The sequence below is a fragment of the Pseudomonas putida genome, assembly GCF_016406145.1.
Lineage (GTDB): Bacteria > Pseudomonadota > Gammaproteobacteria > Pseudomonadales > Pseudomonadaceae > Aquipseudomonas > Aquipseudomonas putida_E.
On sequence record NZ_CP066306.1, the window covers coordinates 5,460,936 to 5,478,935 of the forward strand.

The following is an 18,000-nucleotide window of genomic DNA, read 5'->3' on the forward strand; positions in this document are numbered from 1 at the left end:
TAAAAATGCCGCTCATGCCGATAACAATCGGCATGGGCGGCATCGTTTGTGCTTACAACCCTTCGGACAGGATGCGGTCCACACTGTTCACAAAGTAGTCCACGCTGGCGCGCGTGGTGCACATCGGCGGCTTGATCTTGAGGATGTTCAGGTAGTCGCCGGTCGGCTGCATGAAGATCCCCAAGTCACGCAGGCGGTCGCACAGCACCATGGTTTCCTCGGTGGCCGGCTCCAGCGTCTGGCGGTCACGCACCAGCTCCAGGCCCAGGTAGAACCCCGAACCATGCGTGGCACCGGCAAGCGGATGTTTATCGACCAACGCTTGCAGGCGCGCTTTGAAATACCGCCCGGTTTCGCGGGTGTTCTGCCACAACCCCTCCTCGTCCATCACGTCCAGCACCGCCATGCCGATACGGCAACTCACCGGGCTGCCGCCAGCCGAGGAGAAGAAGTAGCCCTGCGCCTCCAGCGCCTCGGCAATCTCGCGCCGGGTAATCACCGCACCCAGTGGCTGGCCGTTGCCCATACCCTTGGCCATGGTGATGATGTCGGGCACCACCCCCTGCTCCTCGAAGCCCCAGAAGTACTCACCCAGGCGGCCATAGCCCACCTGCACTTCATCGGCGATGCACACACCGCCGCGGGCACGGACCTTGGCATACGCCTCTTTCAGGTAACCCGCAGGCAGCGAGATGCCACCGGCGTTGCCATAAACCGGTTCGCAGATCATGCCGGCCAGCTGACGGCCACGGGCATCGAGGTCGGCGAGCTTGAAAAGCATCGACGTCGCGTAGATAGTCACCGGCACTGTCTGCGCCACGGTAGCGGCCACGGAAGGTATTCGGCGCCTCGACCGGGTGCACCCAGTCGGGTCGGGTTTCCAGGGCTTGCGGGTTGTCGGCAATAGAGGTGGAAATGGCATCGGTCGCCACCGACCAGCCATGGTAGGCCTCCAGCACGCTGAGTAGGTCGCGACCGCCGCTGTAGGCCCAGGCCAGGCGAATGGCCAGGTCGTTGGCCTCGGTACCACTGTTGACCAAGAACACTCGGTCAAAGCCCGCCGGCGCCAACTTGAGCAGGCGTTCAGAAAACTCGGCAATGGCCGCGTAATGGAAGCGCGAGTTGGTATTGAGCAACGACCACTGCCGTGCCGACTCGGCCACCATGCGAGGGTGACCATGGCCGAGTACCGCGACGTTGTTGAGCATGTCGAGGTAGGAGCGGCCTTGCATGTCGATCAGGTAGTTGCGCCAGCCGCGCTCGATGTGTGGTGGCTGTGCATAGTAGTGCTTCTGCGAGCGGGCAAAGCTGGCGTCGCGGCGGGCCAGCAATGCCTGGGGGTCGGCCAGCGGCTCGGCATCGCAGTCGAAACCCAGCAAAGCTGCAGGCGAGGGGCACAGCGCCAGCCAGGCGGCAGCCTGGGAAGGTGCAGCGAACAGTGGCGGCTGGATGCTGGCGTCCAGGCACAGCTGCACACTGAGAAAACCACAGCTGCTGCCCAGCGCCTGCCCCTTGGCCACGGCCTGGCCATCTGCGGGGGTATCTTCCAGGCCACTGAGCCACAAGGCCCACTGTGCCGTGCGCAAGCAGCCACGGCCATCGCCATGGCGCTGCCAGGTCCCGGCTTGCGGGGCCTGTACCGCACTGCCGTTAGGCACGTGCAGTTCGACGCCCAGGGCGCAGGTGGCCGGCTCATCAGGGCGGTCGATGTGGGTTTGCGACAGGCGATACTGGCCATGCAGGCTGCAAGCAGGCGCGGGCTGGGCCGTCAGCTGACGCTGATCGAAGCCGGGCTGCTCCCAGTTACCGGCCTCGCAGAGGGGGCTCAGCACGCCCAGGTCGACGCGCGTGACCGCCTCACGGGCGAGGTCTGGCAGCAACAGGGCGCAATCGGCCAGGTCCGGTCGGCTCGGTTCGATGCCGGCGGCCTGCAGAATGGCCGCTTCCATCAGCGCGAATGGCACGGCGGTAGCGGTATCGAAGATCTCCCACTCATGGGCGATGTTGTCACGGGTGTACTGGTTGCCGGGGTCCACGGCCAGTTGTTGCTCACTGCTGAGCACCAGCACGGCAGCGCGGTTGAGCACAAGCGGCCACAGGGCGCGCAACTCGGTTTCGCTCAGCGGGTTGAGGGCATGGTAGGCGCGCACGGCCGGCAGGATGCGCAGCGGGTCGCCTTCGGCATGGTGCAGCAAGGCCGCGCAGGTCACCGACAAGTCGGCGATGCGCCAGGTACGCACCAGGTCACCGAAATCGATGATGCCCTGCAGCTGCCACTGGCGCTGCTCATCGCGGGCCCAGACGGCATTGTCATCGGTGATGTCCAGGTGCACGGCCTGGCTCGGCAGGTCGTCGACCAACGGTGCCAGGTGCGCGGCGGCCAGGCGGGTAGCCTGCTCCAGGCGGGTGCGCTGCCCGGCATCCTGCAGCACTGGCAACAAATGCTCGATGAGCGCCTGGGCGTGCTGCGGGTCCCATTGCAGGGTGCGCACCAGGCCTGGGTGGTCGAAATCGGCCAAGGCTTTGTCGACCCGGGCGCACAGCGCGCCCAGTTCGGCCATCAGGCGAGGCTGCATGTGCTTGAGGCGGGTCAGCGGCTGCCCTTCTATATAATCGAGCAGACGGGCGCGCAGCGGTTGGCCATCGATGTTCAGTGCCAACAGCGACTGGCCGTCGCGTGCCGGGCGTACGGCAGGTACCGGCAACCCTTGCTCGCGCAGGTAAGCCAGCGCCGCATGCTGCGCCTCCAGTTCCATCTGGGCATAATTGCCGTGGCAAACCTTGAGCACAAACCGCTCCTGCCCAGTATCCAGACGCAAGTTCAGGTCTTGCTGGCTACCCAGCCTGGACAGGCTGCCGGCCAGGTCGTAATGCGCCTGAAGCAAGGCATGCGCCTGGGCTTCGCTGAGCGAAGGGCTTGGCAGGCTGGAACGCTGGATCAGGGTGCTGAGGGGCATGAAGATGGAACCTCTTTTACTTTTCGCTTATCTCGCCACTGCCAAGGCCGATACACAAGTGGCAATGATGAAATGATGATCGTGCGTCCACGCTCGGTCATGATGGCAATCCGGGCTGCAAAGCGCCAAGGCGGCTACATTGAACGAGGCCGGTACGGTCCACCCCTGAGTACACTGGTCAGAAAATTGCCATGAACATAATCGCTACAGACATACCCGACGTACTGATCATCGAGCCCAAGCTCTTCGGTGACAGCCGCGGCTTTTTCTTCGAAAGCTTCAATGCCCGCGAGTTTGCCAGGCTGACAGGCTTTGACGCCCATTTCGTCCAGGACAACCACTCCCGCTCACAGCGCGGCGTGCTCCGCGGCCTGCACTACCAGATCGATAACCCCCAGGGGAAACTGGTGCGGGTTGTTCAGGGCGAAGTGCTGGATGTGGCCGTGGACATCCGCCGTAGCTCACCCACATTCGGCCGCTGGGTAGCCACCCGCCTGTGCGCCGAAGACCACCGCCAGTTCTGGATCCCGCCAGGGTTCGCCCATGGTTTTTTGGTGTTGAGCGAATCGGCTGACTTCCTGTACAAGACCACCGACTACTACAACCCCGCCGCCGAGCGCTGCATCCGCTGGGATGATCCACAGCTGGCCATCGACTGGGGCGTGGAAGCACCGCTGCTGTCGGCCAAGGACCAGGCCGGCGCGCTGCTGGCTGACGCGGACCTGTTCCCATGAGGGTGCTCGTGTGTGGCCACAATGGCCAGGTCGCCCAAGCGCTGAAAACGCAGTTGGCCGGCCTGGGCGAGGTACACCTGCTGGGCCGCGACCAGCTGGACCTGGCACAGCCCGAGGCCTTGCGCGAACCGCTGCGCCAGCTTGCCCCCGAGCTGATCATCAACGCTGCCGCCTACACCGCAGTGGACCAGGCCGAAAGCGAGCCGGACACCGCCTTTGCGATCAATGCCCAAGCCCCTGGCGTGCTTGCCGAAGAAGCGCTGCGCCTTGGCGCACCGCTGATTCACTACTCCACCGACTACGTGTTCGACGGGGAAAAGGCCGCGCCATACACCGAGCAGGATGTACCCAACCCGCTCGGTGTCTACGGGCGCAGCAAGCTTGCCGGTGAGCAGGCTATCGCTGCCGTGGGCGGCGCACACCTGATTCTGCGTACCAGCTGGGTGTACTCGCTGCACGGGCGCAACTTCCTGCTGACCATGCAACGCCTGCTGCAGGAAAAACCGCAACTGCGAGTGGTCAACGACCAGATCGGCGCGCCAACCTGGGCCTCGACCATCGCCCTCAGCACTCGCGCGCTGATCGAGCGCTGGCAGGCCGGCAGGGCCGGTGCCTGGGGCACCTATCACCTGACAGCCCAGGGCCAGACCTCGTGGTTCGGCTTTGCCCAGGCCATCGGCGAGCAGCTCAAGGCCCGTGGCCTGCCCTGCGCCGAGCTGCTGCCGATACCCTCCAGCGAATACCCCACGCCCGCGCGCCGGCCGGCCAACTCGCGCCTGGACTGCTCACGCCTGGCCCGCGAATGGGACGTAACGCTACCGCACTGGCAGCAGGCGCTGATCGACTGCCTCAAGTAGCGCATAATTGCGCCAGACCCTTCTGGCGCATTTACGCGATGATTGCAAAACCCACGCACCCACGCCGTCCCCGCTGGCGCAGCCTGGCCCTGTTGGCCCTGTGCCTGGCCCCTTTGCTGTGGCCGCTGCATCACCTTGCCGAACGCTATTATCAGGACGAACTGGCGTCGCAGAATCGCCAGACCCTGGACCTGTACGTCGCCAACCTGCTCGGCACCCTGCACCGCTACGAGACCCTGCCGCAAATTCTTGGCGAATTGCCGGCGCTGCGCGGCGTACTGGCCGACCCGTTCAAGCTCGAAGCGGTAACCAACGCCAACCGCCTGCTCAAAGACATCGCCCACCAGACCGGTGCCGAGGTGATGTACCTGATGGACGTCAGCGGCAATACCCTGGCCGCCTCCAACTGGGACAAGCGCGACAGCTTCGTTGGCCGTAATTTCGCCTTCCGCCCGTACTTCAACGAGGCCATGGCCGGGCAACTTGGGCGCTTCTTCGGCCAAGGCACCACATCGGCCAAGCGCGGCTATTTTTTTGCCGCAGCAGTCCATGACCGTGAACGCATCGTCGGGGTATTGGTGGTCAAGGTCGACCTGGACCACACCGAGACACTCTGGGGCAATACGCCTGAGCAACTGTTGCTAACCGACCATAACGGTGTGGTGATCCTCACCTCGCGGCCCGACTGGCGCTTTCGCGCCACGCGCGAGCTGACCGAGGCCGAGCGCCAGGCAATCATCGCCATCCAGCCCTACCCGACCCAGGCGCCACAGCCGCTGGTGCTCAACCAGGACGCCTGGCTGGCCCAGACGCGTGACATCAAGGAGACCGGCTGGCAGGTCAGCATCCTCGCACCGCGCATATTGGTCGACCGCTCGGTGCAAACCGTCATGGCCATCGGTGGCGGCACACTGCTGGTGCTGATGCTGCTGGCCGGCCTGGTGATGCAACGCCGCCGGCACTATATCGACCGCATCGACTTCGAAGCCCGGGGCCGCCAGGAGCTGGAAAATCGTGTGGCCCAGCGCACCGCCGACCTGGAAGGCCTCAACAACCGCCTGAAAAGCGCGGTACTGGAGCGCGAGAATGCCCAGCAGGAGCTGGTGCGCGCACAGGACGAGCTGGTGCAAGCGGGCAAGCTGTCGGTGCTCGGCACCATGTCGGCGAGCATCAGCCACGAACTCAACCAGCCCTTGGCAGCCATCCGCAGTTACGCGGAAAACGCCGAGATCCTGCTCGATCACCAGCGCACTGAAGATGCCCGCGGCAACCTCAAGCTGATCGGCGAACTGACCGGGCGCATGGCCTCGATCATCGCTCACCTGCGGGCCTTCGCCCGGCGGGACCGCCATGCGCCGGAAAGCGTGGCCCTGCAACCGGCGCTGGATGACGCCCTGGCTCTGCTGGCCAAACGTCGCCGAGCGATGGCCGTTGAGCTGATCCGTGACCTGCCTGATGCCACCCTGTGGGTGCAGGCCGGGGAGACACGCCTGCGCCAGGTGCTCGGTAACCTGCTGGCCAACGCCCTCGATGCCCTGACTGAAAAAGCCAACCCGCGCCGGCTGTGGCTGAGTGCCGAAAAACGCGATGACTACGTCTACCTGTTCATCCGCGACAATGGCCCGGGCTTCAGCCGGCAGGCCCTTGAGCACGCCAAGGAGCCGTTCTTCACCACCAAGACCCGCACCCAGGGCCTGGGCTTGGGCCTGGCCATCTGCGAAAGCCTGATGCGTGCCCTGGGCGGTGAACTGCTGCTGGCCAACCACCCGGAAGGCGGCGCCCTGCTCACCCTGCAAATGCGTGTGGCAGCGCCCGGCGCCAACCTGCAACCATCGGAGGACCCCTCGGCATGACCCCCGAGATACAGATCGACAGCCAGGCCCAGGTGCTGCTGGTCGACGACGACCCACACCTGCGCCAGGCCTTGAGCCAAACCCTCGACCTGGCGGGGCTCAAGGTGGTTGCCCTGGCCGACGCCCAAGGCCTGGCCGAGCGCCTGGAGCCCGACTGGCCTGGCGTGGTCGTCAGCGACATCCGCATGCCCGGCATCGATGGCTTGCAACTGCTCGAACAATTGCACGGGCGTGACAACGAACTGCCAGTGCTGCTGATCACCGGCCACGGCGATGTGCCCCTGGCGGTGCAGGCCATGCGCGCTGGCGCCTACGACTTCCTTGAAAAGCCCTTTGCCAGTGAAGCTCTGCTCGACAGCGTGCGCCGCGCGCTGGCCCTGCGCCGGCTGGTGCTCGACAACCGCAGCCTGCGCCTGGCCTTGAGCGACCGCCAGCAACTGGCCACCCGCCTGGTCGGCCATTCGCCCGCCATGCAGCGCCTGCGCGAACAGATCGGTGCCCTGGCCGGTACCCGCGCCGACGTGCTCATCCTCGGCGAAACCGGCGCTGGCAAGGAGGTGGTGGCCCGCGCCCTGCACGATCTGTCCAGCCGCCGCGATGGGCCATTCGTGGCCATCAATGCCGGCGCACTGGCCGAGTCGGTGGTCGAAAGCGAGCTGTTCGGCCATGAGCCCGGCGCTTTCACCGGCGCGCAGAAGCGCCGCATCGGCAAGTTCGAGTTCGCCAATGGCGGCACGCTGTTCCTCGACGAAATCGAAAGCATGAGCCTGGACGTGCAGGTGAAGTTGCTGCGCCTGCTGCAGGAGCGAGTAGTCGAGCGCCTGGGCGGCAACCAGCTGATCCCGCTGGACATCCGCATCATTGCCGCAACCAAGGAGGACCTGCGCCAGTCCGCCGACCAAGGCCGCTTCCGTGCCGACCTTTACTACCGCCTGAACGTGGCACCGCTGCGCATCCCGCCGCTGCGCGAGCGAGGGGATGACATCCTGGTGCTGTTCCAGCATTTCGCCGATACCGCCAGCCAACGCCACGGCTTGCCACCGCAAACCCTGCAGCCGGCGCACCGGGCCATGCTGCTGCGCCATGCCTGGCCAGGCAATGTGCGCGAACTGCAAAACGCCGCCGAGCGTTTCGCCCTTGGCCTGGAGCTGGCGCTCGATCACCAGGCCCCCGCTGCCGCAGCACCCACAGCCCCGCTTCAGCTGGGCAACCTCAGCGAACAGGTAGAGCAGTTCGAGCGTTCGTTGATTGCCGCCGAACTGGGCCAGCCGCACAGCTCCATGCGCAGCCTGGCCGAGGCACTCGGTATCCCGCGCAAAACCTTGCATGACAAGCTGCGCAAGCACGGCCTCAGTTTTGACGGTGGCCACAGCGGGCCTGACGACCACGAGGACAACCGCCCATGAACAGCGACAGCCAGTACCTGCAGGGCGTCCTGCACAGCGACATTCCCCTGACCCGTGAAATGGGCCTGCAGGTCATCGATTGGCAAGGCCAGAGCCTGCGCCTGCAGCTGCCGCTGGCCGCCAACGTCAACCACAAAAGCACCATGTTCGGCGGCAGCCTGTACTGCGCCGCCGTGCTGGTGGGCTGGGGCTGGTTGCACCTGCGCCTGCGCGAGCTGGGCATCGACGACGGGCATATCGTCATTCAGGAAGGCCAGATCAGCTATCCGCTACCGGTCACCGGCACGGCAGTGGCGCGCTGCGCCGCACCGGACGAAAAAACCTGGGGGCGTTTCATTGCGATGTATCAGCGCCGCGGCCGTGCGCGGCTGACGCTGGACACCACGGTTTGCAATGCTGGCAGCGACGAGCCCGCCGTAAGGTTCAGCGGGCAGTATGTGTTACATCGCTGAGGCGAGCTGGATTAGCGCCTGACGCCAGCTGGCAGCTGCGGGCAAGGCGAGGAAGAAGGGGTTGAGCAGGGATTCGCGTGGCGGGTAGCGGAACGGCTGGCCGTCCACGCCGATCACTTCGCCGCCTGCCCCTTCCAGCACGCCTTGCGCCGCAGCGGTGTCCCACTGCGAGGTCGGCGCCAGGCGCGGGTAGCAGTCGGCGCTGCCTTCGGCCAGCAGGCAGAACTTGAGCGAGCTGCCGATATTGGCCAGCTCCAGCTCACCGACAGCAGCGCCGAGCCCAGACAGCAACGCTTCCTGCTGTGGGCTGGAATGGCGACGGCTGGCCACCACGGTGAAACGACCATCGGCAGGTGGCGCGTTACGGACCTGGACCGGTTGCGGCTCGCCGCCTGCCTCTGCCCGCCAGGCGCCCAGGCCTTGGCCACCGAAATAGCAGCGGCCGCTGGTCGGCATCGAAACCACGCCAAACACAACTTCGCCGTTTTCGATCAGCGCGATATTGACGGTGAACTCTTCGCTACCCGCGATGAACTCCTTGGTACCGTCCAAAGGGTCGACCAGCCACCAGCGCTGCCAGCCCTGGCGCTCGGCCAACGGGATATTGCAGTCTTCCTCGGACAGCACAGGGATCTGCGGCGCCAGCGCCTGCAGGCCGTCGGCGATAACCCGGTGTGCGGCCAGGTCGGCGGCGGTCACTGGCGAATCATCCGCCTTGTTGGTCACCGCCACGTCGGCGCGCCAGAACGGCAGGATCGCCTGCCCTGCCAAGCCGGCCAGTTTCACCACTTCATGCATCAGTTGCTGGTCGTTCATACCTCGAGCAGCCCCCGCTGAATCAGCAAGTCACGCGCCAGGTACAACGCCGCCAGCGCCCGCCCCTCGCTGAACTGGGGGTGCATGGCCAGCGCCGAGAGGTCGCGAAGGTTGACCTTGTCCACCCGCATCGGCTCCGGCTCGTCGCCCTCCAGCCGCTCTTCGTAAAGGTCGGTGGCCAGCACCACCTGGATCTTCTGGCTCATGTAGCCGGGGGACAGCGAAAGCTCGGTCAGGTGTTCCAGCTGACGCGCGCCAAAGCCGGCTTCTTCCTTGAGCTCCCGGTCAGCCGCTGCCAGCACATCCTCGCCCGGTTCGATCAGGCCTTTGGGCAGGGACAGTTCGTATTCATCTGTACCACCGCAATACTCCTCCACCAGCACCGCGTGTTCGGCATCGAGCATGGCCACGATCATGACGGCGCCGTATCCATTGCCGCGCCCGACCAGGCGCTCGTAGGTACGCTCGTTGCCGTTGCTGAAACGCAACTGCACGGCCTCTACGCGGAACAAGCGGCTGCTGGCGACGATCTCGCGGCTGAGAACGGTGGGTTTCTGGCGCATGGGGCGGCTCCTTGGCGTGAACGGGTTACTATACCGTGGCTTGCCGACTGAACGAGAGTTTCCCATGCCTGTTCTTCCCTGGTCTGCCATCGATACTGTCCTGCTGGACATGGACGGCACGCTGCTCGATTTGCACTACGACAACCGCTTCTGGCTGGAGCACCTGCCCCAGCGCTACGCCCAGGTGCACGGCGTAAGCCGGGCGATGGCCGAAATGGAGCTGCAGCCGCTGTTCGAACGCAATGCCGGCACGCTCAACTGGTACTGCCTGGACTTCTGGAGCCGCGAGCTGAACTTGCCGATCCGCGAACTCAAGCGCGAGATCGCCGACCTGATCGCCCTGCGCCCAGACGCCGATACCTTCCTGGCAGCGATCCGCCAGGCCGGCAAGCGCGTGGTCATGATCACCAATGCGCACCGCGATTCGCTGTCGTTGAAGCTGGAGCGGGTGGAGCTGGCGCCGTATTTCGAGCGGCTGATCAGTTCCCATGATTACGGCTACCCGAAAGAGAGCCCGCAGTTCTGGGATGCGTTGCAGGCTGATATCGGGTTCGAGCCTGGGCGCAGCCTGTTCATCGACGACACCTTGGCCATTCTGCGCAGTGCCCGGCGGTTTGGCGTGGGGCATTTGCTGGCCGTGCGCCAGCCCGATAGCCAGGCGGCGCCGCGCGATACCCAGGAGTTTGCGGCAGTCGAGGATTACCGGGAGTTGCTGGTAGGCCTTTAAGGCCAGATCGCCGGCAAGCCGGCTACCACAGGTACTCCACACCTATTCAGAGCTGTGGTTGTCCTGTGGGGGCCGGCTTGCCGGCGATTGGCCGGAGCAAACGATAGAAATCTGTCAGTCCGGAATCCGCAGCACCTGCCCCGGATAGATCTTGTCCGGGTGCTTGAGCATCGGCTTGTTGGCTTCGAAGATCTTGTTGTACTGGCCGGCGTTGCCATACACGACCACGGCAATGGCTGACAGCGTGTCACCCTTTTTCACGGTTACGAACCGCGCAGCCTGAACCACCGGCCCTGTTACAGTGATCTGATCATCAACGCTGGCCACACCACTTATGTTGCCGGCCGCGAGGATGATTTTCTCCTTCTCCTCCTGGCTGGCCACCTCGCCCTTGAGGATGATCTTGTCACCCTCGACCGTAGCGGTGATGTTCGGGTTGCCCAGGCCGACACTCTCCACGTGTTTCTTCAACTGCTCCTCGGCATTGGCATTGCCTGGGGTCAGCAGGTCGATCAACTTCTCGCCGGCTTCCTTCACGAAACTGAAAAGGCTCATTGCGTTCTCCATGTTGACGATAACCTCGGAAACACGAGTCTAGGCCAGGATTTCCTACCCCGCCCCACTGCGACCAATCGACGCGGTCTATCAAGGCATAGACCCTAGCGATTAGACGTGACCGGCCCACAGGCCTAGGCTGGTGCTATCAAAAAGCCGCCGGTAGTCAGCACCGATGAACAACCAGCCCCGATGAACAGCAAGCCTCCGGTCTGCGCGGCCTCGACGCCTCTGGCATTACCTGCCGCCAGCAACACCTACGATTACGTCCAGCTCGACGACGCTGCGCGCGCCAGCACGCCGCTGGCCGAAGAAGTCGCCCTGGCCATCGTCTACAACGGCCTCAACCAGGCCGTGATGCTGGTCAGCCCCACCGATCTTGAAGACTTTGCGGTCGGCTTCAGCGTTGGCAGCGGCATTGTCGAAGGTACCGCGGACATCTACGACCTGAAGCTCTCCGGCAGCGGCTCGGCGTTGTACGCCGACCTGGAGATTTCCAGCCGCGCATTCTGGAACCTGAAAAACCAGCGCCGCCAACTGGCCGGCACCAGCGGTTGCGGCCTGTGTGGCGTCGAAGCCCTGGAGCAGGCGCTGCCGGAGCTGGCCGAGCTGCCTGGCGCGCCATTGCCACCGGCGCAGTGGCTGGTGGGCCTGCGTGAGCGTATCGATGCCTTCCAGCCTCTGGGCCAGCACTGTGGTGCCGTGCATGCGGCATTGTTCATGAACGCCCAGGGCGAACTGCTGCTCGGCCGCGAAGACATCGGCCGCCACAACGCCCTGGATAAGCTGATCGGCGCCCTGCTGCGCCAGGGCATCGCCACCGAAGGCGGCCTGGCGATCGTCACCAGCCGCTGCAGCCTGGAGCTGATCCAGAAAGTCCTGCGTGCCGGCATCCAGACCTTGGTCAGCCTCTCGGCCCCTACCGGGCTTGCCCTGCAATGGGCGCGCAAGCACAACCTCAACCTCATTCATCTGCCCAAACACAGTGCACCGCGGGTCTATAGCCCAGCGGCGGAGTCGTAATAGCCGTGACCTCGTACCAGCCTCTTCCAGACAACGCCCCAGCCTCCCCACCACGCTACAAGCCCTACCACGGCCCCGCTGGTGGCTGGGGCGCCTTGCGCAGCGTGGCCAAGGCCTGGGTCGGCAGCGACAATGCGTTGAAGAATCTTCGCGCCCTGCTCAAGACCAACCAGAATGGCGGCTTCGACTGCCCCGGTTGCGCCTGGGGCGACTCGCCCGAAAGCGGCATGGTCAAGTTTTGCGAGAACGGCGCCAAGGCGGTCAACTGGGAAGCCACCAAGCGCCGAGTCGATGCGGCCTTCTTCGCCCGCTACAGCGTCAGCGCGCTGCTTGAGCAGAGCGACTACTGGCTGGAATACCAAGGCCGCCTGACCGAACCGATGGTCTACGACCCGGCCAGCGACCGCTATCAGCCGATCGCCTGGGATGCAGCCTTTGCCCTGATCGCCCGAGAGCTGAACAACCTGGCAAGCCCCGATCAGGCCGAGTTCTATACCTCCGGGCGGGCCAGCAACGAAGCGGCGTTCCTGTACCAGCTGTTCGTGCGTGCATACGGCACCAACAACTTCCCCGACTGTTCGAACATGTGCCACGAGGCTAGCGGCGTAGCCTTGGGGCAAAGCATCGGTGTGGGCAAGGGCACTGTCACCTTCGATGATTTCGAGCACGCCGATGCGATCTTCGTCTGGGGCCAGAACCCCGGCACCAACCACCCCCGCATGCTCGACCCGCTACGCGATGCCGTAAAGCGTGGCGCCCAGGTGGTGTGCATCAACCCGCTAAAGGAGCGCGGCCTGGAGCGCTTCCAGCACCCGCAGAACCCGCTGGAAATGCTGACCAACAGCGACCGGCCGACCAACACGGCGTTCTTCCGCCCGGCCTTGGGCGGCGACATGGCGCTGTTGCGCGGCATGGCCAAATTCCTGCTGCAGTGGGAGCGTGAGGCGCAGGCCAAAGGCGAGCCGGCGGTATTCGATCACGTATTCATCGCCGAGCATGGTCACGGTGTCGATGAGTACCTGGCTGCAGTGGACGCCACCTCGTGGGCGCACATTCAGGAGCAGTCGGGCCTTGAGCTTGCTGACATCGAGCTGGCTGCACGCATGTACTGCCGTGGCAAACGGGTGATCATGTGCTGGGCGATGGGCATCACCCAGCACCGCCACTCGGTGCCGACCATTCAGGAAATCGTCAACCTGCAGATGCTGCGCGGCAACATCGGAGTGCCTGGCGCAGGGCTGTGCCCGGTACGCGGCCACAGCAACGTGCAGGGCGACCGCACCATGGGTATCAATGAACGCCCGCCGGTGGCGCTGCTCGATGCCATCGAAAAACGCTTCAATTTCCCGGTACCGCGGCACAATGGCCACAACACCGTCGAAGCGATCCACGCCATGCTCGACGGCCGCGCCAAGGTGTTCATCGGGCTGGGTGGCAACTTCGCCCAGGCCACCCCGGATACCGAGCGTACCGCCCAGGCCCTGCGCAACTGCGCGCTGACCGTGCACATCAGCACCAAGCTCAACCGCAGCCACCTGATCCACGGCAAACAGGCGCTGATTCTGCCGTGCCTGGGCCGCACCGATATCGACCTGCAGGCCGACGGGCCGCAGGCGGTCACCGTTGAAGACTCTTTCAGCATGGTCCATGCCTCCAACGGCCAGCTCAAGCCGCTATCGACCCAGATGCGCTCAGAGCCGGCAGTGGTTGCCGGCATCGCCGCTGCCACACTTGGCAAAAACCCGGTCGACTGGCACTGGCTTGTGGCCGACTACAACCGTATCCGGGACTTGATCGGCGACACGATTGCAGGCTTTGCCGACTTCAACCAGCGCCTGAGCCACCCAGGGGGCTTCTACCTGGGCAACAGTGCAGCCAGCCGCCAGTGGAAGACCACCAACGGCCGCGCCAATTTCAAGGCCAACCTGCTGCCGGACACCCTGCTCGACGAGCGGGTTCGCGCCAGCGGCCAGGTACCGGACCTGATCATGCAGTCCATGCGCTCGCACGATCAGTACAACACCACCATCTATGGCCTGGACGACCGCTACCGTGGCGTGCGCGGCCAGCGTGACGTGCTGTTCGTCAACGAGGCCGACATCATTCGCCTGGGCTTCCAGCCGGGGCAGAAGGTCGACATCGTCTCGTTGTGGGGCGATTCGCATGTGCGCCGTGTGCAGGGCTTCACCCTGCTGGCTTTCGATATCCCGGCTGGGCAGGCGGCGGCGTACTACCCGGAAGTGAATCCGCTGATCCCGTTGGAAAGCATCGGTGAGGGCAGCCATACACCGACCTCCAAGTTCGTCGCCATCAAGTTGGAGCGGGCGCGCGACGACGGGCGAATCGTGTAATCGAACCGTACGGGTAAAAACAAAAAAGCCCTGTTCCACAGGGGTTCAGGGCTTTGTCACAATTACCTCAGACACACGAAAATCGATAAAGTTTCATCGTGAAAACAGTAACTTAGAGAATTGTGTACAACTCGTGCTACTCGTCGGATTTTCGTTGCCAGCCGCCTCAAGGAACTGCAAATTCGCCCTCGTCATCCTTATGAGGCTCTCTTGATGAAGAAGTACTCCTCGATTCTGTTGTTGTCTTTCAGCTTGCTCAGCGGCGTTGCCATGGCCGGTGGCAATACCGAGGCCGGCATTGGCGGCGCATTGGGTGGGGTACTCGGCTCCGTAGTGGGCAACTCCATCGGTGGTAGCACTGGCGGCGCCATTGGTGCCGGCCTGGGCGGTGCGGCCGGTGGTGCCCTGGGTGCCGACAAGCGCCAGCGTGGTGAGGCCGCTATCGGCGGCGCACTGGGCGCTGCAGGCGGTAACGTGGTCGGTCGCTCGGTGGGCGGTACCACCGGCAGCTACATTGGTGCAGCCGCAGGCGGCGGCGCCGGTGGCGCGCTCGGTAACTACCTGGGCAACAAGGCCGATGATGACGACCGTCACGACGACCGCCGCTACCGTCGCGGCTACGACGACCGCCGTCATTACGACCGTGGCCGCCACTACGGCCACCGCAAGCACAAGCGCCACTGGCGCGACTGATACCTGAGACCATCCTCAGGCAGCAAAAGCCCCGCCCTCACCAGCGGGGCTTTTTCATGCCTGCGGACCGAGCTGCAGGCCCGACAAAATGACTTGCAGCGCCTCCGGCAGCGGTACCGGCCGGCCGCTGGCTCGCTCGATGAACACCTGCACCACGGTCCCTGCTGCACAAGCATCGGCCTCCCCCGGGCGATACAGCGCCAGCCGGTACTCCACCGTGCTGCCTGCAAGGCGAGTTACGCCCAGACCCACCTCTAGAACGTCCGGAAAGCCCGGCAGCGCGAAAAAGTCTGCTGCCGAACTGACCACGAACGCCGCCAGCTCACCTTCACGCAGGTCGAATTCAGCTTGCTCGACCAGAAAGGCCTGAATGGCGGTTTCGAAGAAACCATGCACCGTGGCACCGGCAATGTGGCCGTTATGGTCGTTGTCCTGGGGGCGGGTGAGGATGGGGTGGAAGTGGGAGAACGCGCTGCGCTGAGGGGATTCGGTCATGAGATATCCACAATTGGTTACACCGTGAGGAAGCTTCCCACACCAAGACAGGAAGGACTATAGTCGCAATCAACTATAGATTGCATACCATGGTGTATCTGATGAAACTGAGAAAGACACCGATGCCAACTCATCAATTAGATCATGCCAACTTGAGCCGACTGGTGGAATCAGGCCGAATCAACGCTACGCACATCGTCGGCCAGCCAGGTGGCTGGGCCATCCAGGTCGATATCAATCAGCAAGAGCACCTGCTGATTGCCCAACGTAGCGGCAATGTAAGGCTTTTCAAAAAGTTTGAAACCTTGGTCATCTACCTGCGTGAGATGGGCATCGACCATTTCGAGGTGGACACCTCAGCCTTTGACCCTGGCCTGATGAGCACTTACCAACGTCCTGATCGCGCTCAAGCGTTGAAGCGGGCTCATGAAGCAGCCGCTTACGAGGCGTGGTTCGCAGAACAAGTCGAAGCAAGCCTGAATGATTCGTCGCCCGCGATGGAGGATGAAGAAGCAGAGCTGCTGTTCGCGGCTCGCCGCAGCGAACTCAAAGCCAGAGTCCGCTGATGCGCCTGGCTTGGCGTGAGATGGCCCGCAATGATCGCTTTCGCATTATGGACCATATAGCCCAGGACAATCCCGCTGCCGCCATTTCACTAGACGAAAAATTTGCCGAAAAAGCCAGGCTCGCTGCGCAGACTCCTTCCATGTACAAACCCGGGCGCTATCCGGGGACCCGGGAAATCATCATCCACCCCAACTACGTGATGGTCTATCGGATTACAAGGGAAGCCGTGGAAATCATCCGCATCCTGCATGCAAGGCAGCAATGGCCCTGAAACACAAAAGCCGCCCCTTGGGGGCGGCTTTCTCGTTGCAACCGGCGACAGCTTACAGCTGTGGGCCGGCAGCCTTGATGGCGTCGGACACTTCGAACTTCTTGAAGTTTTCAGTGAACAGCTTGGCCAGGCCTTTTGCAGCTTCGTCGTAGGCAGCTTTGTCAGCCCAGGTGTTGCGCGGGTTGAGCAGCTCGGTTTCGACGCCCGGAACGGCCTTCGGCACGTCCAGGTTGATGATGTCCAGGTGCTCGGTCTCGGTACCTACCAGGGCGCCGCTCTGGATGGCAGCAATCACGCCACGGGTGGTCGGGATGCTGAAACGCTTGCCGACGCCATAGCCACCACCGGTCCAGCCAGTGTTGACCAGGTAGACCTTGGAGCCGAAGGCGTTGATACGCTTGATCAGCAGCTCGGCGTATTCGCCAGCCGGGCGCGGGAAGAACGGTGCGCCGAAGCAGGTGGAGAAGGTCGACTTGATGCCGCCGCCCGAACCCATTTCGGTGGAACCGACCAGCGCGGTGTAGCCCGACAGGAAGTGGTAGGCCGCCTGCTCGTTGTTCAGGATCGAAACTGGCGGCAGAACACCGGTCAGGTCGCAGGTCAGGAAGATGACTGCGTTAGGCTCGCCACCCAGGTTGGCTTCGGCGCGCTTGGCGACGTGCTCCAGCGGGTAGGCGGCGCGGCTGTTCTGGGTCAGGCTAACATCGGCGTAGTCGGCGTGCTTGTTGCCGTCCAGGACGACGTTTTCCAGCACGGCGCCATGCTTGATGGCTTTCCAGATGACCGGCTCGTTCTTCTCGGACAGGTCGATGCACTTGGCGTAGCAGCCGCCTTCCATGTTGAAGACAACGCCTTCGCCCCAACCGTGCTCGTCGTCACCGATCAGGTAACGGCTCTCGTCAGCCGACAGGGTGGTCTTGCCGGTGCCGGACAGGCCGAAGAACAGGGTGACGTCGCCTTCTTCACCGATGTTGGCAGCGCAGTGCATTGGCAGCACGTCGGCAGCCGGCAGCAGGAAGTTCTGCACCGAGAACATGGCTTTCTTCATTTCGCCGGCATAACGCATGCCCGCGATCAGCACTTTCTTGGCGGCGAAGTTGATGATGACGCAACCGTCGGAGTTGGTGCCGTCACGCTCAGGCACGCACTCGAAGTTGGCAACGTTGAGGACCTGCCACTGGTCGCGGCCTGCCGGGTTGAACTGCTCAGGGTTGATGAACAGGCAACGGCCGAACAGGTTCTGCCAGGCGGTCTGGGTGGTCATCTTCACCGGCAGGTAGTGCTCGGCGGCAGCCCCTACGTGAACGTAGGAAACGAAGTGATCCTGGGCGTTGTTGAACGCCTCGACGCGGTCCCACAGGGCATCGAACTTGTCGGCCGGGAACTTGCGGTTGATCGGGCCCCAGGCGATGGCGTCCTGGGTGGAAGGTTCTTCGACGATGAAACGGTCAGCCGGCGAACGGCCAGTACGGTGCCCGGTCTCGACGACCAGTGCGCCGGTATCGGCTAGCACGCCTTCACCGCGTTGCAGCGCTTCTTTTACCAGCTCATCGACGCTCAGGTCGGTGTACACGGTGTTGTTGGCTTGCGTCATGAGATACCCCATCCGGCCCGAGGCCGAGTGCTCCAAACGTTTTGTAGTTGTCTGTAAAAAACTACTACAGCGAAAAAAGTGGCCGG

At 63.7% G+C, this 18,000-nt stretch carries 16 protein-coding genes and 1 pseudogene; 11 read left to right on the forward strand and 6 right to left on the reverse strand.

The annotated features are described in order from the left end of the window. Positions 1–52 precede the first annotated feature (52 nt). Positions 53–2,957, reverse strand: a pseudogene (locus JET17_RS25220) (aminotransferase). Positions 2,958–3,148: 191 nt separating this feature from the next. Here JET17_RS25220 and rfbC point away from each other — a divergent pair. Genes rfbC through JET17_RS25245 form a run of 5 tightly spaced genes read left to right on the forward strand, consistent with a single transcriptional unit; the run spans position 3,149 to position 8,259 of the window. Continuing rightward, a complete protein-coding gene (gene rfbC / locus JET17_RS25225; protein WP_012316701.1) occupies positions 3,149–3,691 on the forward strand; it encodes a dTDP-4-dehydrorhamnose 3,5-epimerase in 543 nt (180 codons plus the stop codon). Beyond that, positions 3,688–4,548, forward strand: a complete 861-nt coding sequence (gene rfbD / locus JET17_RS25230; RefSeq protein WP_012316702.1) for a dTDP-4-dehydrorhamnose reductase — start codon at positions 3,688–3,690, stop codon at positions 4,546–4,548. The genes rfbC and rfbD overlap by 4 nt, the downstream gene beginning before the upstream one ends. 38 nt (positions 4,549–4,586) lie before the next feature. After that, entirely contained in the window at positions 4,587–6,401 is a 1,815-nt protein-coding gene (locus JET17_RS25235; protein WP_012316703.1) for a sensor histidine kinase, read from the forward strand. Further along, positions 6,398–7,807, forward strand: coding sequence for a sigma-54-dependent transcriptional regulator (locus JET17_RS25240; RefSeq protein WP_012316704.1), 1,410 nt, complete (start codon positions 6,398–6,400; stop codon positions 7,805–7,807). The genes JET17_RS25235 and JET17_RS25240 overlap by 4 nt, the downstream gene beginning before the upstream one ends. Continuing rightward, positions 7,804–8,259 (forward strand): YiiD C-terminal domain-containing protein, encoded by a 456-nt coding sequence (locus tag JET17_RS25245; protein ID WP_012316705.1) that lies wholly within the window; start codon positions 7,804–7,806, stop codon positions 8,257–8,259. The genes JET17_RS25240 and JET17_RS25245 overlap by 4 nt, the downstream gene beginning before the upstream one ends. On the opposite strand, the gene cysQ is transcribed toward JET17_RS25245, so the two are convergent. Together cysQ and nudE are read right to left on the reverse strand one after the other, a co-directional pair. After that, positions 8,248–9,075: a 3'(2'),5'-bisphosphate nucleotidase CysQ gene (cysQ, locus tag JET17_RS25250; protein ID WP_012316706.1), complete on the reverse strand. Its 828-nt coding sequence runs from the start codon at positions 9,073–9,075 to the stop codon at positions 8,248–8,250. The two genes, JET17_RS25245 and cysQ, sit on opposite strands and share 12 nt — an antisense overlap. Continuing rightward, positions 9,072–9,638 carry an ADP compounds hydrolase NudE gene (gene nudE, locus JET17_RS25255; protein ID WP_012316707.1) on the reverse strand — a complete coding sequence of 189 codons (567 nt, stop codon included), beginning with the start codon at positions 9,636–9,638 and terminating at the stop codon, positions 9,072–9,074. The genes cysQ and nudE overlap by 4 nt, the downstream gene beginning before the upstream one ends. A 64-nt stretch (positions 9,639–9,702) precedes the next feature. Here nudE and yrfG point away from each other — a divergent pair, with 64 nt between their 5' ends. Next, positions 9,703–10,365 (forward strand): GMP/IMP nucleotidase, encoded by a 663-nt coding sequence (gene yrfG / locus JET17_RS25260; protein ID WP_012316708.1) that lies wholly within the window; start codon positions 9,703–9,705, stop codon positions 10,363–10,365. Positions 10,366–10,479: 114 nt separating this feature from the next. Here the strand turns inward: yrfG and lysM are convergent, their stop codons facing one another. Then, the gene (lysM, locus tag JET17_RS25265) at positions 10,480–10,920 is read right to left on the reverse strand and encodes a peptidoglycan-binding protein LysM (RefSeq protein ID WP_042111826.1); all 441 of its coding nucleotides are present in this window, start codon (positions 10,918–10,920) and stop codon (positions 10,480–10,482) included. A 192-nt stretch (positions 10,921–11,112) separates the two neighbouring features. Here lysM and fdhD point away from each other — a divergent pair, with 192 nt between their 5' ends. The 3 genes from fdhD (at position 11,113) to JET17_RS25280 (ending at position 14,987) form a co-directional block, all read left to right on the forward strand. Then, entirely contained in the window at positions 11,113–11,943 is an 831-nt protein-coding gene (fdhD, locus tag JET17_RS25270; RefSeq protein WP_012316710.1) for a formate dehydrogenase accessory sulfurtransferase FdhD, read from the forward strand. A 5-nt stretch (positions 11,944–11,948) separates the two neighbouring features. After that, positions 11,949–14,294 (forward strand): FdhF/YdeP family oxidoreductase, encoded by a 2,346-nt coding sequence (locus tag JET17_RS25275; protein ID WP_012316711.1) that lies wholly within the window; start codon positions 11,949–11,951, stop codon positions 14,292–14,294. Positions 14,295–14,507: 213 nt separating this feature from the next. Further along, positions 14,508–14,987 carry a glycine zipper domain-containing protein gene (locus tag JET17_RS25280; RefSeq protein ID WP_012316712.1) on the forward strand — a complete coding sequence of 160 codons (480 nt, stop codon included), beginning with the start codon at positions 14,508–14,510 and terminating at the stop codon, positions 14,985–14,987. A gap of 54 nt (positions 14,988–15,041) precedes the next feature. Here the strand turns inward: JET17_RS25280 and JET17_RS25285 are convergent, their stop codons facing one another. Next, on the reverse strand, positions 15,042–15,482 hold the full coding sequence (locus tag JET17_RS25285; protein ID WP_012316713.1) for an acyl-CoA thioesterase: 441 nt from the start codon (positions 15,480–15,482) through the stop codon (positions 15,042–15,044). A gap of 101 nt (positions 15,483–15,583) precedes the next feature. On the opposite strand from JET17_RS25285, the gene JET17_RS25290 reads away from it, so the two are divergent. Together JET17_RS25290 and JET17_RS25295 are read left to right on the forward strand one after the other, a co-directional pair. Further along, positions 15,584–16,048: a hypothetical protein gene (locus JET17_RS25290; RefSeq protein WP_223255173.1), complete on the forward strand. Its 465-nt coding sequence runs from the start codon at positions 15,584–15,586 to the stop codon at positions 16,046–16,048. Further along, positions 16,048–16,320: a type II toxin-antitoxin system mRNA interferase toxin, RelE/StbE family gene (locus JET17_RS25295; protein WP_012316715.1), complete on the forward strand. Its 273-nt coding sequence runs from the start codon at positions 16,048–16,050 to the stop codon at positions 16,318–16,320. Before JET17_RS25290 ends, JET17_RS25295 begins: the two co-directional genes overlap by 1 nt. A 52-nt stretch (positions 16,321–16,372) precedes the next feature. Here the strand turns inward: JET17_RS25295 and JET17_RS25300 are convergent, their stop codons facing one another. Continuing rightward, positions 16,373–17,914 (reverse strand): phosphoenolpyruvate carboxykinase, encoded by a 1,542-nt coding sequence (locus tag JET17_RS25300; RefSeq protein ID WP_012316716.1) that lies wholly within the window; start codon positions 17,912–17,914, stop codon positions 16,373–16,375. Positions 17,915–18,000: the final 86 nt, after the last annotated feature.

Excerpts from the sequence above, each read along its gene's own strand:
- rfbC (WP_012316701.1), top strand. The coding sequence starts at position 3,149 with ATGAACATAATCGCTACAGACATACCCGACGTACTGATCATCGAGCCC.
- rfbD (WP_012316702.1), top strand. The coding sequence starts at position 3,688 with ATGAGGGTGCTCGTGTGTGGCCACAATGGCCAGGTCGCCCAAGCGCTG.
- JET17_RS25235 (WP_012316703.1), top strand. The coding sequence starts at position 4,587 with ATGATTGCAAAACCCACGCACCCACGCCGTCCCCGCTGGCGCAGCCTG.
- JET17_RS25240 (WP_012316704.1), top strand. The coding sequence starts at position 6,398 with ATGACCCCCGAGATACAGATCGACAGCCAGGCCCAGGTGCTGCTGGTC.
- JET17_RS25245 (WP_012316705.1), top strand. The coding sequence starts at position 7,804 with ATGAACAGCGACAGCCAGTACCTGCAGGGCGTCCTGCACAGCGACATT.
- cysQ (WP_012316706.1), bottom strand. The coding sequence starts at position 9,075 with ATGAACGACCAGCAACTGATGCATGAAGTGGTGAAACTGGCCGGCTTG.
- nudE (WP_012316707.1), bottom strand. The coding sequence starts at position 9,638 with ATGCGCCAGAAACCCACCGTTCTCAGCCGCGAGATCGTCGCCAGCAGC.
- yrfG (WP_012316708.1), top strand. The coding sequence starts at position 9,703 with ATGCCTGTTCTTCCCTGGTCTGCCATCGATACTGTCCTGCTGGACATG.
- lysM (WP_042111826.1), bottom strand. The coding sequence starts at position 10,920 with ATGAGCCTTTTCAGTTTCGTGAAGGAAGCCGGCGAGAAGTTGATCGAC.
- fdhD (WP_012316710.1), top strand. The coding sequence starts at position 11,113 with ATGAACAGCAAGCCTCCGGTCTGCGCGGCCTCGACGCCTCTGGCATTA.
- JET17_RS25280 (WP_012316712.1), top strand. The coding sequence starts at position 14,508 with ATGAAGAAGTACTCCTCGATTCTGTTGTTGTCTTTCAGCTTGCTCAGC.
- JET17_RS25285 (WP_012316713.1), bottom strand. The coding sequence starts at position 15,482 with ATGACCGAATCCCCTCAGCGCAGCGCGTTCTCCCACTTCCACCCCATC.
- JET17_RS25290 (WP_223255173.1), top strand. The coding sequence starts at position 15,584 with ATGAAACTGAGAAAGACACCGATGCCAACTCATCAATTAGATCATGCC.
- JET17_RS25295 (WP_012316715.1), top strand. The coding sequence starts at position 16,048 with ATGCGCCTGGCTTGGCGTGAGATGGCCCGCAATGATCGCTTTCGCATT.
- JET17_RS25300 (WP_012316716.1), bottom strand. The coding sequence starts at position 17,914 with ATGACGCAAGCCAACAACACCGTGTACACCGACCTGAGCGTCGATGAG.